At 64.9% G+C, this 13,448-nt stretch carries 12 protein-coding genes; 4 read left to right on the forward strand and 8 right to left on the reverse strand.

The window, feature by feature from the left end; genetic code table 11:
* Window positions 1-67 precede the first annotated feature (67 nt).
* Window positions 68-1,648 (forward strand): bifunctional phosphoribosylaminoimidazolecarboxamide formyltransferase/IMP cyclohydrolase, encoded by a 1,581-nt coding sequence (gene purH / locus MGMSRV2_RS16630; RefSeq protein WP_024081522.1) that lies wholly within the window; start codon window positions 68-70, stop codon window positions 1,646-1,648.
* A gap of 23 nt (window positions 1,649-1,671) precedes the next feature.
* Here purH and MGMSRV2_RS16635 read toward each other — a convergent pair whose 3' ends face one another.
* Genes MGMSRV2_RS16635 through MGMSRV2_RS16650 form a run of 4 tightly spaced genes read right to left on the reverse strand, consistent with a single transcriptional unit; the run spans window position 1,672 to window position 5,355 of the window.
* Window positions 1,672-2,712, reverse strand: a complete 1,041-nt coding sequence (locus MGMSRV2_RS16635) for a glycosyltransferase (RefSeq protein ID WP_024081523.1) — start codon at window positions 2,710-2,712, stop codon at window positions 1,672-1,674.
* Window positions 2,709-3,476, reverse strand: coding sequence for a glycosyltransferase family 2 protein (locus MGMSRV2_RS16640; RefSeq protein ID WP_024081524.1), 768 nt, complete (start codon window positions 3,474-3,476; stop codon window positions 2,709-2,711). Before MGMSRV2_RS16640 ends, MGMSRV2_RS16635 begins: the two co-directional genes overlap by 4 nt.
* Window positions 3,473-4,621 (reverse strand): glycosyltransferase family 4 protein, encoded by a 1,149-nt coding sequence (locus MGMSRV2_RS16645; RefSeq protein WP_024081525.1) that lies wholly within the window; start codon window positions 4,619-4,621, stop codon window positions 3,473-3,475. Before MGMSRV2_RS16645 ends, MGMSRV2_RS16640 begins: the two co-directional genes overlap by 4 nt.
* A gap of 2 nt (window positions 4,622-4,623) precedes the next feature.
* On the reverse strand, window positions 4,624-5,355 hold the full coding sequence (locus MGMSRV2_RS16650; RefSeq protein ID WP_024081526.1) for a polysaccharide deacetylase family protein: 732 nt from the start codon (window positions 5,353-5,355) through the stop codon (window positions 4,624-4,626).
* 160 nt (window positions 5,356-5,515) lie between these two features.
* Here MGMSRV2_RS16650 and asnB point away from each other — a divergent pair, with 160 nt between their 5' ends.
* Together asnB and MGMSRV2_RS16660 are read left to right on the forward strand one after the other, a co-directional pair.
* Window positions 5,516-7,285, forward strand: coding sequence for an asparagine synthase (glutamine-hydrolyzing) (gene asnB, locus MGMSRV2_RS16655; protein ID WP_024081527.1), 1,770 nt, complete (start codon window positions 5,516-5,518; stop codon window positions 7,283-7,285).
* On the forward strand, window positions 7,282-8,694 hold the full coding sequence (locus MGMSRV2_RS16660; protein ID WP_024081529.1) for a hypothetical protein: 1,413 nt from the start codon (window positions 7,282-7,284) through the stop codon (window positions 8,692-8,694). The genes asnB and MGMSRV2_RS16660 overlap by 4 nt, the downstream gene beginning before the upstream one ends.
* Here MGMSRV2_RS16660 and MGMSRV2_RS16665 read toward each other — a convergent pair.
* The gene (locus MGMSRV2_RS16665; protein WP_024081530.1) at window positions 8,691-9,311 is read right to left on the reverse strand and encodes an SIS domain-containing protein; all 621 of its coding nucleotides are present in this window, start codon (window positions 9,309-9,311) and stop codon (window positions 8,691-8,693) included. The two genes, MGMSRV2_RS16660 and MGMSRV2_RS16665, sit on opposite strands and share 4 nt — an antisense overlap.
* 99 nt (window positions 9,312-9,410) lie before the next feature.
* Here MGMSRV2_RS16665 and MGMSRV2_RS16670 point away from each other — a divergent pair, with 99 nt between their 5' ends.
* On the forward strand, window positions 9,411-10,235 hold the full coding sequence (locus MGMSRV2_RS16670) for a polysaccharide deacetylase family protein (protein ID WP_024081531.1): 825 nt from the start codon (window positions 9,411-9,413) through the stop codon (window positions 10,233-10,235).
* On the opposite strand, the gene MGMSRV2_RS16675 is transcribed toward MGMSRV2_RS16670, so the two are convergent.
* The 3 genes from MGMSRV2_RS16675 to MGMSRV2_RS16685 all read right to left on the reverse strand — a co-directional run bounded on the left by MGMSRV2_RS16675 (window position 10,224) and on the right by MGMSRV2_RS16685 (window position 13,442).
* A complete protein-coding gene (locus MGMSRV2_RS16675) occupies window positions 10,224-11,153 on the reverse strand; it encodes a lipid II:glycine glycyltransferase FemX (RefSeq protein WP_024081532.1) in 930 nt (309 codons plus the stop codon). The two genes, MGMSRV2_RS16670 and MGMSRV2_RS16675, sit on opposite strands and share 12 nt — an antisense overlap.
* Window positions 11,146-12,084, reverse strand: a complete 939-nt coding sequence (locus MGMSRV2_RS16680) for a DegT/DnrJ/EryC1/StrS family aminotransferase (protein ID WP_024081533.1) — start codon at window positions 12,082-12,084, stop codon at window positions 11,146-11,148. The genes MGMSRV2_RS16675 and MGMSRV2_RS16680 overlap by 8 nt, the downstream gene beginning before the upstream one ends.
* 137 nt (window positions 12,085-12,221) lie before the next feature.
* A complete protein-coding gene (locus tag MGMSRV2_RS16685; protein WP_024081534.1) occupies window positions 12,222-13,442 on the reverse strand; it encodes an oligosaccharide flippase family protein in 1,221 nt (406 codons plus the stop codon).
* Window positions 13,443-13,448: the final 6 nt, after the last annotated feature.

Here is a 13,448-nt window from a genome sequence, read left to right on the forward strand (position 1 = left end):
TTTGATCTTTCTTCGCCGCCCCGGCGGCGTTATACCCCCTGCAATTCGTTTTCCGGAGCCACCAGCCATGTCCGACCTTCGCCCCATCCGCCGCGCCCTGCTGTCGGTATCCGACAAGACCGGTCTGATCGAGTTCGCCCGTTTCCTGGCCGAACGCAATGTGGAATTGCTGTCCACCGGCGGCACCTGCAAGGCGATCCGCGATGCCGGCATCCCGGTGGTGGAAGTGGCCGATCACACCGGTTTCCCGGAAATGCTGGATGGCCGGGTCAAGACCCTGCACCCCAAGGTGCATGGCGGTCTGCTGGGCATTCGCGGCAATGCCGAACATGAAGCCGCCATGGCCGAACACGGCATCGCGCCCATCGATTTGCTGGTGGTGAACCTGTATCCGTTCGAAGCCACCGTGGCCGAGGGCGCCGGCTATGACGAATGTGTGGAAAACATCGACATCGGCGGCCCGGCGATGATCCGCGCCGCCTCCAAGAACCACGACGCCGTCACCGTGGTGGTGGACGTGGAAGATTATGCCCGCGTCATGGATGAGATGAGCGCCCATGGCGGCGCCACCACGCTTTCCCTGCGCAAGCATCTGGCCGCCACCGCCTATGCCCGCACCGGTGCCTATGACGCGGCCATTTCCCAGTGGTTCGCCCGTGAACTGGGCGACACCTTCCCCCGCCGCGTGGTGGTGGCCGGCGAATTGAAGCAGAACTTGCGTTATGGCGAGAACCCGCACCAGCAGGCGGCGTTCTACGTCAACGGCGTCCAGCGTCCGGGCATCGCCACCGCCAAGCAGTTGCAGGGCAAGGAACTGTCCTACAACAATTTGAACGACACCGATGCCGCTTTCGAGCTGGCGGCCGAGTTCGACGAACCCACCGTGGCCATCATCAAGCACGCCAATCCCTGCGGCGTGGCCAGCGGCGCCGATATCGTCAGCGCCTACAAGGCGGCTTTGGCCTGTGATCCGGTGTCGGCCTTCGGCGGCATCATCGCCATCAACCGCAAGCTCGACGGCGCCACCGCCGAGGAAATCTGCAAGCTGTTCACCGAGGTGGTGATCGCCCCCGAAGCCGACGAAGCCGCTATCGCCGCCTTCGCCGCCAAGAAGAATCTGCGCCTCTTGGTCACCGGCGGCATGCCCGACCCGGCCTCGGCGGCGATGACGCTGCGCAACGTCTCGGGCGGCTATCTGCTGCAATCCAAGGATAATGGCCGCGTCACTCTGGACGGGTTGAAGGTGGTGACCAAGCGGGCGCCGACCGAGCAGGAGCTGAAGGACATGCTGTTCGCCTTCCGCGTCTGCAAGCACGTCAAGTCCAACGCCATCATCTATGTGAAGGACGGCTGCACCGTCGGTATCGGTGCGGGCCAGATGAGCCGCGTCGATTCGTCGCGCATCGCCGCCTGGAAGTCGAAGGAAGCCGCCGATGCCGCCGGTCTGGCTCAGGCCGGCACCGTCGGTTCGGTGGTGGCGTCCGACGCCTTCTTCCCCTTCGCCGACGGCCTGCTGGCGGCGGCGGCGGCGGGCGCCACCGCCATCATCCAGCCGGGTGGTTCCATGCGCGATCAGGAAGTGATCGATGCCGCCAATGAAAAGGGCCTAGCCATGGTGTTCACCGGCATGCGGCACTTTCGTCACTAAAAAGAAAGCGGGCGTATCGCCGGTCACCAACCGGCGATACGCTCGAATCCGCGGGCGGCGTCGTCCCAGCGCCAACGACGCTGATGGTCGAGGCAGGCTTGATGCTGGGCCGTCCACAAGCAATCGTCGGTCAGCAACTGCACTGAACGCGCGGCGAAATCCTCGGCCCCTTGGGTGACGAAGCCGGTCTGGCCGTGGATCAGCCGTTCCTTCATGCAGGCGATGTCTTCCAGTACCACCGGCACGCCCATGGCCTGGGCCTCGGCTACCGCCGAACAGAACGTCTCGCCCATGTCGCCACGATACATCAGCAGGCGGGCCTGGGTCAGTTCCTCCACCAATTGCGCCTTGGGCACTGGTCCACGCAGCACCACGCCCTTGTCGGCCAATCCGGCGGCGCGTTCCAGCACCGGCCCCATCTTGCCGGCCTTGGCCTGACCGGCGGCGCCATAGGTGGCCATGCCGGCGAAGATGTGCAACTGGGCGGCGGGGATCGCCGGGTGGACCGCGTTTTCCCAGATATCGAGCAGCCAATCCAGGGATCGCAGTGGGTTCGAGGTGAAAACCGCGCGCGGCGGCGGCGGGGCGGGGCGTTGGCTGGCGTGGCAGAACAGATCGGTCAGCCCGTACAGCACGATTTCACGCCCACCGGCAAAACCCCAGGCCGGATAGGTGCCGGCATGGCTGGCGCCGGAAAAGACGATGGTCGGGCGGCGCAATGCCAGTTTCCACTGATAACGCCATTTCAGCAGATAGCCGGCGGGATTGTGAATCCAGAAGATGGTCTTCTTCGCCCCCGGCACCTGACGGATCAGCTTGTCGCCGCGATTGGCGATGTAAAGGTCGGCGGTTTCCGGCAGGCCTTCGGCGATGGGGTGCCAATGGACCCGGCGATGGGTCACCGCCTGGGTACACTTGTTATAGACGTGGACGTCGTGGCCCCGCGCCGCCAGGGCGTTGGCCATCTCGATGAACGAGGTTTCGGCCCCGCCCAAGGGGCGTTCGTCCAAGGTGCGGCCATCGAAGACGATGCCGTCGTCGGCCATGACGATATGGGCCATCATTCTTTCTCCAGCCGGGCTTTCAGGTGCGACAACATGGGATAAAGCGCGGCGCAGACGGCGATGATGAAGCCATAGCCGCCCTCGCGGTATCCCTTGCGCGAGACATAGCATTTCCAGAACCGCGACACCATGCGCCGCACATTGCTGGCGGTCGAGCCCCAGGTTTCGCCGCGGTCGCGCAGGTCGCGGGCCTTGGCGGTGGAATAGCTGTCCAGGCGGCGGATCATGTCCGAGATATTGCGATCGACGTAATGGTTGATCCGGTGTTTCAGCATCGGCCCCTTGCGCCCGCGCCAGATCAGACTGGGATGAACGCGGTCATTGCCCCAGGTCTTGGCGTTTTTGCGGAACAGGCCGGGATAGGCCGCCTTGCCGAAGGATCCGCCCCAGCCATGGCGCACCAGACGCTCGCCGATGTAATTGTCCACCGGGATTTCGTGCCAGTCGAAAGCGGTGGCGTTGATGGTGGCGCGGATTTCCACCGCCAGCTCTGGGGTGACGTGTTCGTCGGCATCCACTTCCAGCACCCAGTCGCCGGTGCAAAAGGCGATGCCGGTGTTGCGGCGCTCGCCTTCCATATCCCAGCGGCCTTCCAGCAGGCGGTCGGTGAAGCGGGCGGCGATGGCCTTGCTGCCGTCGGTACATTTGTCCAACAGCACGACGATCTCGTCGGCGAAGGTCAGCCGCTCGAGACAGGCTTGCAGCCGCTTTTCCTCATTGTGGGCAACCACCAGGGCCGACAGGCGGGGGGGCGGATTGGTCATGCCAGACCCCGGAATGGCGGTATCAGCCGAGCCTTGGCCCGGCTAATGGCGGTCTGGTAGGTCGCCAGGGTTTCGGCCATGCGATGATCGAAGCGCATGGAGTTCTCGGCCAAAGCGCGGGCACCGGTAGCCATGGCGGCGGCGCCGGCGGGATCGTTCATCACCTTGGTGATGGCGGCGGCCAGGGCCGGGCGGTCGGCGGGGGGCACCAGCCAGCCGGTCTTGCCGTCGACCACGATCTCCGGCACGCCGCCCACGGCGCTGGCCACCACCGGGCGGGTGGTGGCGAAGGCCTGGACGGCGACGCGGGGCTGCGCCTCGGTCAAGGATGGAATGACCATCAGATCGCCGGCGATCATCATGCGGGCGACGTCGTCGCGATAGCCGGTGAAGCTGATCTGACCATCCACCCCCAGGTCGCGGGCTTGGGCGGTCAGGCCGCGTTCATAGTCCAGCGCCTCGGCGGTGGCGCTGCCGACGATGACCAATCGGGGGGTCAGTCCCTGTTGTTTCATCAGGCCCAAGGCACCGATCAGATGGTCCTGGCCCTTGTCGGGGCGGATCATGCCGACGCAGACGATGACGTAATCGTCGGCGCTCACCCCCCATTCGTCGCGCACCTGGGCGCGGGTGGCCGCCGGGTCGGGCAGTTGGAAGAATTTTTCGTCGGCCCAGCCGCCGATGGCGGTGCTGCGGGCCGGATCGGCCAGACCGATGTCGCGTAGATGATCGCGGGTGCATTGGGCCACGGTGATGATGTGATCAGCCCCCATGCGCCATTGCAGCCGGCGCACCAGCGACGGTTTCAGCGGTTGGTTGACGTGGCGCGAGCGCACCACCGCGCACAGATCCATGCAGCCCATGGCCGCCTTGGCGTCACGGGTGACATGGGTGTCGATGATGTCGATGCGGTGCTGTCTGACGATGGCGCGCAGGGCGGTCATGGTCGGCAGCCGCCAGGGCCGGTCGAAATTGAAGGCGATGACCGGCAGGCCCAGGGCCTGGGCGCGGGCGAAGGGCTCGCCGTCGGCGGGGGCGGCCAGCCAGACCGGGTGGTCGTGGGCGACCAGCCAACGCACCTGTTCGATGGTCCGGTGTTCCATGCCGCCCCAATTGCGACCGGGAATGGTGTGCAGGATGCGCATGTCTAGACCAGGGCGTAGCGCGACCACCAGGGGGCGGAAGGCGCGGGGGAAATGGTGACGCAGGCATAGCCGGCGCCGCTCAGGCCTTCCAGCAACTGGCGCATCAACTCGATGGTGACCGCCGCCTTGAACTGGGCGCCGGGGCGTTCGTTGATGGGTTGGTCGTGCATCAGGATGATGGCGCCGGGCAAGCGGGGGTCGGCCAGGATGCGAGCCACCTCGGCGGCGCATTGTGGCCCCACATCGCCATCGGTATCGCAACGGGTGGAAATCAGGTGGTCCTCGGTACTAGGGCCCCAATGGGCGATCTGGCACCCGGGCTGCCAGCGTTGCAGCGCCCGATGCACCTTGGCGTTGCGATAGCCGCCGTTATAGGGCAGGCGCACCAGATAGGGCTTTGGGGTCGGGCGGTGCCGGGCCAGCAATGCCTCGCAACGTTCCATATCGGCGACCAGACGTTGGGTGCCGGCGCGGTCCAGGCGGATATGCTCCCAGCCATGGGCATAGACGGCATGGCCGCGGGCGATGGTGTCGGCGACCAGGGCGTCGTGCTCCACCGCCCGGCAGCCGGACATGAAAAACGTGGCCTTGGCCCGGTGATGGTCCAACAGGTCGAGCATGGCCGGCATGGTTTCGGGGGTGGGGGCGTCGTCGATGGTGATGGCCACCGCGCGCCCGTCGGCAACGTGCCGCAACACCGGGCGCCAAGCGCCCAAAGACCAGGAAATACCCAAGGAAATGTCCTTAACCCATCCTGAGGATCGGCCCGGATGGTGGCAGGTCCGCCCAGGTGTTGCAAGACCTTGGGCAAGCCCCCCGGCGCCGCGGCTGGCGCCAGGGGTGAAAATCGGGTATGTCTCGCCGCCACAGCCAATCCCCGAGGGGGCCAGTACCATGTGCGGTCTTGCCGCCATTTTCGCCCATCACGCCGATGCCAAGCCGGTCGATGCCGCCGAATTGCAGCGCATTCGCGACCACATGACCGCACGCGGCCCCGATGGCGCCGGACAATGGCTGGCGCCGTCGGGGCGGGTCGGGCTGGCCCATCGTCGTCTGTCCATTCTGGATTTGTCCGAGGCCGGCGCTCAGCCCATGACCAGTGCCGATGGCCGTCTGACCATCGTCTTCAACGGTGAAATCTATAATTTCCAGGCATTGCGCCATCAGTTGGAGCTGGCGGGGGCGGTGTTCCGCTCTCACGGCGACACCGAGGTGGTGCTGGAGCTTTATGCCCGCCATGGGGTCGAGGGATTGTCGCGGCTGCGCGGCATGTTCGCCATCGCCCTGTGGGATCACGCCCGCCACGGATTGCTGTTGGCCCGCGACGGCTATGGCATCAAGCCGCTTTATTACGCCGACCAGGGCGGCTGCGTCCGCGCCGCCTCGCAGGTCAAGGCATTGCTGGCCGGTGGCGCCATCGATACCACCGCCGATCCCGCCGGCCATGTGGGCTTTCTGCTGTGGGGCCATGTCCCTGAACCGCATACCCTGTACCGCCATATCCGCGCGGTCGCTCCCGGCGGCTGGATGTGGTGGGGGGAAGACGGCAACCACACCCAGGGCCGGTTCTTCGACGTGGCCCGGACCATCGCTTCCGCCCCCGCCGATGCCGGCATCGATCTGGGGGCCGCCTTGGCCGATTCGGTGCGCCATCATCTGATCGCCGACGTGCCGGTGGGAGTGTTTCTGTCGGCGGGGCTGGATTCCACCACCATTGCTGCCCTGGCGGCCCAGGCCATGCCGTCGGAACGGCTGAAGACCATCACCCTGGCTTTCGACGAACTGGCCGGGACCGATGGCGACGAAGCGCCGCTGGCCGAACAGGTCGCCGCCCATTACGGAGCCGACCACGCCACCTGCCGCATTCCCGCCGGTGATTTCGCCGCCGCGCGCGGGCAAATCCTGGCCGACATGGACCAGCCGTCCATTGATGGCGTCAATGTCTGGTTCGTCGCCCGCGCCGCCCACCAGCGCGGGCTGAAGGTGGCCCTGTCGGGCTTGGGCGGTGATGAAATCTTCGCCGGCTACGATTCCTTCCGCCAATTACCGCGTCTGGTCGAGCGATTGCGGGTCTTCGGTTGGGCGCCGGTCCTGGGACGAGGCTTCCGCGCGGTCAGTGCGCCGTGGCTGTCCCGTTTCACCTCGCCCAAATGGGCGGGATTGCTGGAATACGGTACCAATCTCTCCGACGCCTATCTGTTGCGGCGCGGTCTGTTCATGCCATGGGAACTGCCCCGGGTGATGGACCCCGAGATGGCGCGGACCGGCTGGCGCGATTTGCAGCCGCGTCTGGCCTTGGCCGAGACCATCCAGGGTATTCATGATCCGCGTCTGGCGATCAGCGCCTTGGAAAGCGCGTTCTATATGCGCAATCAGCTTCTGCGTGACGCCGATTGGGCGGGCATGGCCCATTCGTTGGAAATCCGGGTGCCGCTGGTCGATACCGTGTTGCTGTCGCAGGTGGTAGGGCTGGTCAAAGCCGGCAAGCCAGCGTCAAAACTGGATATGGCCACCTGTGCCCGCCCGGCCTTACCCGACGCGGTACTAGCCCGGCGTAAGACTGGCTTTTTCGTCCCCATCGCCCAATGGATGGGCCAGCCGCATTTGCGCGGCTGGGCCAGGCGGATACAGCATGATGTCAGCGGAAAATGGACACCAGAATGACAACACGTTTGATTCGCTTTTCGGCCATTACTTTGGCATCCGCCGCTTTGGCCGCCGCCGCCGCAGTGCTGATCATATGGAAGGGATTGCCGCCTTCTCCCAGTGCCATCGTGGTCACGGTGGTCGTGCCGGTGACGATGGCGGTGGCAGGATTTGTCGCCCTGCGGGCGGGCAGGGACTGGCAGCTGGCTTATGCCTTGTCCATGATTGCCACGGCTGTTGCCGTGGTGGCAGCGGAGGCGTTCCTCGATTTCATGTTCCTGCCACGGCAGCAAGCCGAACTACGCGAGCTGGTGAACCAACGCTCCACTCTTCTCGCTCAACAGGGAATGGCATATCGAAGTCAGGGTGAGGAGTGGCCCTATACCGCAGGCTGTTCCTTTGCCCATCCGCGATGTAATTACGTGGAGCCGGGTCCATCCGACCATCCAGCGCTGCTTCCGGTCCGGTCTGGCCGTGTCGTTCCACTGGGGGGGATTTCGGGTGTCCGCACGGTCTTTTGCAATGAAGGATCGGGCCTGATCGTTTACGACGCTGACGAGCATGGTTTCAACAATCCGCAGGGTTTGTGGTCGCAAGCCCCGTTGGATGTGTTGTTGGTGGGTGATTCGTACACCCACGGCGCTTGTGTCGAACGCGAAGACACTTTTGCCGCCACCATCCGGCAAGTTTATCCAAAAACGATCAGCATCGGTATTGGAGGTAACGGCCCGATCCTGGAATTGGCAGGATTGCGCGAATACGGGCCGACGCTCCGGCCCAAGGTGGTGGTCTGGGTTTTCACCATCGACAACGATTTCAGCGATTTCGAGCGGGAAAGCCAGAATTCGGTCCTGCGTGCTTATCTCGATGGAGAATTCAGCCAGAAATTGCTGTCTCGCCAAGCAGAGATCGACGATGGTCTGAAGAGCTATTTCCGTAAGGTTATGGTAGAGCGCCTGATTTCTCAAGCTCAACCTGTATCTCCGGCCAAGGCAGTACATATAGATACTCAAATAGGCAGCATACGAGACTTCTTTTCACTGGCATCTCTGCGGAGATTACTCGGTGTATACTTTTCATGGCCGGTACGCGACTATCAAGGCGTTGGCGACGTCTTATCCAAGGCCAAGGTGCTGACTGAATCTTGGGGCGGGCGAATGATCGTGGTTTTCCAGCCCTCGTCCTACTCCTTTATCGGCTTCAATCGCTTCGATGGCATCAGCGACATGTTGCAAAAGGACTTTGCCCGGACGGTGGCCCAACTCGACCTGCCCTATGTGGATGGTTTAGCCATCCTGCGCTCGGCCGAAGCCCGTCAACCGGTGTTTTGGGGCTTGGGTTCACACACTACGCCTTGGGGTTACCAGGCCTTGGGAGCGGCTATCCGCGATAAGGTCGGCCAGATCGTCGCGGGCCAGGATGGCTAGAACTTGCGGGCCGCCACCAGTGCCGGGTCCATGCGGGCCTGGCGCAGATATTGGGCCAACACATGCATCAGGCTTTGGTGCACGTCCTCGATGACACCGTAATTGTCGCCCCGCACATGCAGGTTGATGTCGGCCAGGGCAGCGGACCGCCCGCCGGCGAAGCCGGTGATGGCGATGCTGGCGATGCCGTTTTCCTTGGCGTGCGCGATGGCGTGTACCACGTTTTCCGAATCGCCCGACGACGAAATGGTGATCAGCAAGTCGCCGGGGCGACCAGCCAGAGCCAGTTGGTGGGCGAACACCTCGGCGTAGTTCACGTCGTTGGCGATGGCGGTCATGATCTCGACATTGCAGGACAGGCTGTGGATACGCGGACGCAGGCCGGTGTCGGCGGATACGCCGCGGGCATGGTCGCACACCAGATGGTTGGCGATGGCCGCCGATCCGCCGTTGCCGCAGGAATAGACGACGCCATCGGCAGCCACCGTGCGGGTGATCAAGGCGCCGGCGGCGGCCAATGCCGCTTCATCGACCGAGGCCATGGCCTCGGCGATCTGCTGGCGGTAGTCACGGTAGAAAGCGGCGATGTCGTCGTATTTGTGAAACGGAAAAGTCATCGGCCCAGCCCATGCAATCGGATGCGGCAGCAATAGCCGAAGCGGGTCCGGGATACAACATCCGTGCGTCGCTGTCGGTGCTTGTGCTATGGAAAGGCCATGTCCGACCTTCGCTCCCTGATCGCTCCCGTCTGGTTGGCCGCATGGCGCGGCGTGTGCGCCGTGGTTCCGCCCAGGGGCTATCGCACGCTTTTGTTTCATGACGTGCCGTCGCCGCAGCGTCCGGTCTTCGCCGCGCTGGTGCGGCGCCTGCTTGCCGATGGCCGGCTGATCACCCCGGCCCAGGCCGCCGCCTCGCCTCGACCCGGTGGCATCCTTCTCAGCTTCGATGACGGCTTTCAGTCCAATCTGGAGGTGGCCGAGACCATCCTTGCCCCTTTGGGTATCCAGGCGCTGTTCTTCATCTGCCCCGGTCTGACCCAATTGTCGGGCGCGGCCCAAAGCGCCGCCATCGCCGCCAATGTCTTCGACGGCAAGCGGGCGGCGGGGGATTTGCGCATCCTGGACTGGGATGGGGTCGAGCGGTTGAAGGCCTTGGGCCAGGAAATCGGCAGCCATACCCTGGACCACAAGCGCCTGACGGCCTTAAGTCCCGATGCGCGGGCAGAACAGATCGAGGGGGCGGCGCAGGCGTTTCGCCAGCGTTTGGGGGCGGTGCCCGACTGGTTCGCTTATACTTTCGGCGATGCCTGGTCGGTAGACGCGCCGTCCCTGGCCGCCATCGCCGCCTTGCACCGGTTTTGCCGCAGTGGTGTACGCGGGGCCAATCACGCTGCTGTCAGCCCCTTTGCCCTGCGCGCCGATCATGTGGAGTTGGGCGGTGGTGATGCCTGGCGCCGGCTGGCGGTGGAAGGGGGACTTGACCCGCTGTACCGCAAGGCCCGTGCCCATCTGGACGGGCTGGCCGCCGGCCTAAAGGCTTAGGAACTCGCCGGCCAGACAGTATTCCTCGCCTTTCATGCCGCGCTTGAAGGCAGCGATGCCGGGGGTCAGGTCGGCGTCGATGCCGCCCAAGTCGAGCCACAGGCAGCCTTGCGCCTTCAGCGTCACCACCGCTTGCCACAGCAGGAAGTTGTTGGCTTTCAGCTTGCGGCCCATATCGCCGTTCCAGCCGACCAGATAGGTGGCGCTGGCGCCATGGCGGGCCAGCAGGATGCCGCCCACGGGTTCGCCGTCGGGGGCGAGGGCACGGATGACCAGCAGGTCTTCGGGCCGATACAGCGATTGGGCCAGGGCGGCGATCTGGGCCGGCGGCATGCCGGTGAAATGCTTGTCGCGCATCAGCGCCGCATAATGCCCCATCAGCCACAGCCGGGATTCGGCGCTGGCCGAGACATCCGCCGACAGGCCGGCTTTTTCCGCCCCCACCAGCATGTTGCGCCATTTGCCGTCCAGCCGCTTGCGCAAGACGTCCAACGGTTGCGCCAGATCGATCCAGGCCGAGCCCCAACACGGTGCCTTGCGGCGGATCAGGCCAAGGCGGGGGGCATGGTCCTGCCCCAGTTCAGGGGCGATGAACAAGGCCGCCGCCCGCCACAGCCGCCACGGACGGCGTAAGGCGGTGATGATCTCCAGTTGGTCTTCGAGCGCAAGCGGGCCAAGCCACACCGGGCCGCGATTGAGCCGGGCGATACGGGCCAATCCGGCCACGCGCTTTTCCAGCACCTGGGCCAGGGCCAGCGGCTGGCCGTCTTGGCTGATCAGCAGACGACGGGGGCTCCAGCCTTCGGCCCGCTTGGCCTCGCCGTAGGCCCAGCTCTGCACCAGGGCGGATTGGCCGGCCTGGGTGAACAAATCTTCCCACTGGGAGCGGGTCAGGCTGTCGAAAGTGAAGTCAAACATGGACCAGGGCCTTGGCGTAAAGCTGTTCATATCCTGGTGGCAGCGCGCCATGCACCGGCAGCAGGATCACCGACCGGCGCAGGCCGATGGCATTGCTATCGCTGACTTCCGGTGGCAGGTCGGGCCAGCTTTCCACCGGCAGATGGGCCTGTCGCAAGGCGGCATAGCGGGCAATGGCGATGTCGGTGTCGTCGCAGCGTAGGGTCAGACGGTAAGGAGCCGGGCCGTCATCGGCGAACAAGGGATGCCAGCCGGCCAGTCCCCCCACCGCATGGCGCAAGGCGGCGGCATTCATGCGGCGCCTGCTTGCCTCGGCGGCCAGATCGGCGTCGCCCATAAGGCCCTGGGCCAGGGGGGATGGGTAGAGCGGGGCGGGTACGTCCCCGTCCGTCGGATCCGTCAGGAAATCGGCTTGGCCGCCCTGGGGCAAGCGGGGGCGCACAATATCGGGAAGACTCCGCTGAAGCAGGCGTCGCCACACCCACGGCCAGGGTGAGGATTGAACCATGGACGGGCATGGCGGCAGCGGTGCGCCGTTGGACACCAGCACCGCGCCATCGGGCAGGGCCAGCACCTTGTGTGGGCTGTAAAGAATGTAATCCCCCTCTTGGCCAATGCCTGACGTCGGGGCCAGGACATGAGCGGCATCCTCGACCAGCAGGGCGCCGGTGCGGGCGCAGGCGACGCGGGCGCCGTCCAGCGACACGGCGCGACCAAAGGTGTGGACGGCCACCACCAGATCGGCTTGGGTCAGATGATCCCAATCCGCCAACCCGTTACCATCCACCGGGACGAAAATCAGCCGCGCCCCCATGGCCCGCAGCGGAGCCAGGGATGCGTTGCAGAACCAGGACGGCAGGGCGACCGTGGGCGTGGTCCCGCGCAGGCTGGCCAGCCAGGCCAGCGACCAACTGGATCTGGGGGTCACCATGGCCTGTTGACCCGCGCGCCGCCAAAGGGCGGCGGCATCGGTAGTTCGGTGCCGGCCAAGCAAGCTTTGCCATGTGGGTAGGGGGGCTGTGGTGATCATGGCGGCATCATCGGTCCGCTTGGCGGCGGGTGCAACCCCTATGCCCTGGCGTCGAAGCGCAGCACCAAGGCCGCCAGCACGACGAAAGCCCCGGCATAGGCCGCCGACAGGGCCAGACCCAGATGGGTGGCATCGACGCTTTCCCCCATGAGCACGGGCCATAGCGGGATCAGCAAGCCGCCATACTGGGCCAGACGGGCGACCAGCAGCCAACGGACCCGTTTGGAAGCCACCACCTCCGAGCGCAAGGTTTCAAACAAAGGCAGAAACAGGATCATGCCGGCCAGTGCCGCCAGGATCGGCGCCGCCGGCGCCCAAGGTGCGCCGAAGATCCACGGCACCACCGGATCGGCCAATGCCCAAGCAAGGATTGCGGCCAAGGCCAAAGGTGGGGCGGTGACCAGCAGGAGGCGACGGCGCATCAGGCGGCGTTGACCATGGCATTCGGTTTGCCCGAACCAAGCACCCGCCACCCGTCCACTGATCGGTTGTAGCACTTGTTGCGGTACCATAGCCAGACGTTGTGCCTGGAAGAACAGTCCGGCGCCGCTCAGGCCGGTATTGGCATTGACCAGCAACAGAGTCAGGCGGGAAAAGCTGTTTTCCAGCATGGCGTCCAGCCAGACGCCGCGTCCGTCCCGCAATACCGCGCGCCATTGCGACCAACCGACCCAGTGGAATCGATAAAATGAAATGGCACCGATGCCGATCAAGGCGGCCAAACCGCCGAGGGTGAAAAACAATTCGCGCAAATACAGACTTCCCGCCCCGATTCCGGTCAGGACCAGGATCACGGCCAAGCCGTGCCCGCTGATCTGGACCGCGGTTTCAATGACGGCCAAGGCGCCAAAACGCAAGCCGCGTTCGAAGAAAGCCCGGTTCTGGTTGGTCCAATGACCGATCACCAGGGCCAGGACCAGGCACCAATCGGTCCACTGGGTGTTGCCGGCGCTCACCATCAGCACCGTGATCAGCAGCGATGCTAAAATGGTTTCCCAGCCGATGACCGAAAACAGCAGATCGCGACGCGGTGCATCGAGTTCGGCTTCAAGGGTACGGATAATCAAGGTGTTGGCTCGGATGGACAGAACCGACAGCACCAACGCCGCCGAGGCCTGGACCACGGCGAAGTGACCGAACTGGGCCGGATCGAGGTGGCGGACCATGATCAGATTGGCGCCAAAAGCGACGACCGCTTGGGCCACGGCACTGGCCACCAGGATCAGGCTGGAGATGGCGAAGCGTGGGGTTCTCGGCATGGGAAC

The sequence above is a fragment of the Magnetospirillum gryphiswaldense MSR-1 v2 genome (assembly GCF_000513295.1).
Taxonomy (GTDB): domain Bacteria; phylum Pseudomonadota; class Alphaproteobacteria; order Rhodospirillales; family Magnetospirillaceae; genus Magnetospirillum; species Magnetospirillum gryphiswaldense.

Coding starts and splice junctions, on each gene's coding strand:
- MGMSRV2_RS16640 (WP_024081524.1), bottom strand. CDS start 3,476: ATGACCAATCCGCCCCCCCGCCTGTCGGCCCTGGTGGTTGCCCACAAT.
- MGMSRV2_RS16635 (WP_024081523.1), bottom strand. CDS start 2,712: ATGATGGCCCATATCGTCATGGCCGACGACGGCATCGTCTTCGATGGC.
- purH (WP_024081522.1), top strand. CDS start 68: ATGTCCGACCTTCGCCCCATCCGCCGCGCCCTGCTGTCGGTATCCGAC.
- MGMSRV2_RS16680 (WP_024081533.1), bottom strand. CDS start 12,084: ATGGTGACCCCCAGATCCAGTTGGTCGCTGGCCTGGCTGGCCAGCCTG.
- MGMSRV2_RS16685 (WP_024081534.1), bottom strand. CDS start 13,442: ATGCCGAGAACCCCACGCTTCGCCATCTCCAGCCTGATCCTGGTGGCC.
- MGMSRV2_RS16675 (WP_024081532.1), bottom strand. CDS start 11,153: ATGTTTGACTTCACTTTCGACAGCCTGACCCGCTCCCAGTGGGAAGAT.
- MGMSRV2_RS16665 (WP_024081530.1), bottom strand. CDS start 9,311: ATGACTTTTCCGTTTCACAAATACGACGACATCGCCGCTTTCTACCGT.
- MGMSRV2_RS16645 (WP_024081525.1), bottom strand. CDS start 4,621: ATGCGCATCCTGCACACCATTCCCGGTCGCAATTGGGGCGGCATGGAA.
- MGMSRV2_RS16670 (WP_024081531.1), top strand. CDS start 9,411: ATGTCCGACCTTCGCTCCCTGATCGCTCCCGTCTGGTTGGCCGCATGG.
- MGMSRV2_RS16660 (WP_024081529.1), top strand. CDS start 7,282: ATGACAACACGTTTGATTCGCTTTTCGGCCATTACTTTGGCATCCGCC.
- asnB (WP_024081527.1), top strand. CDS start 5,516: ATGTGCGGTCTTGCCGCCATTTTCGCCCATCACGCCGATGCCAAGCCG.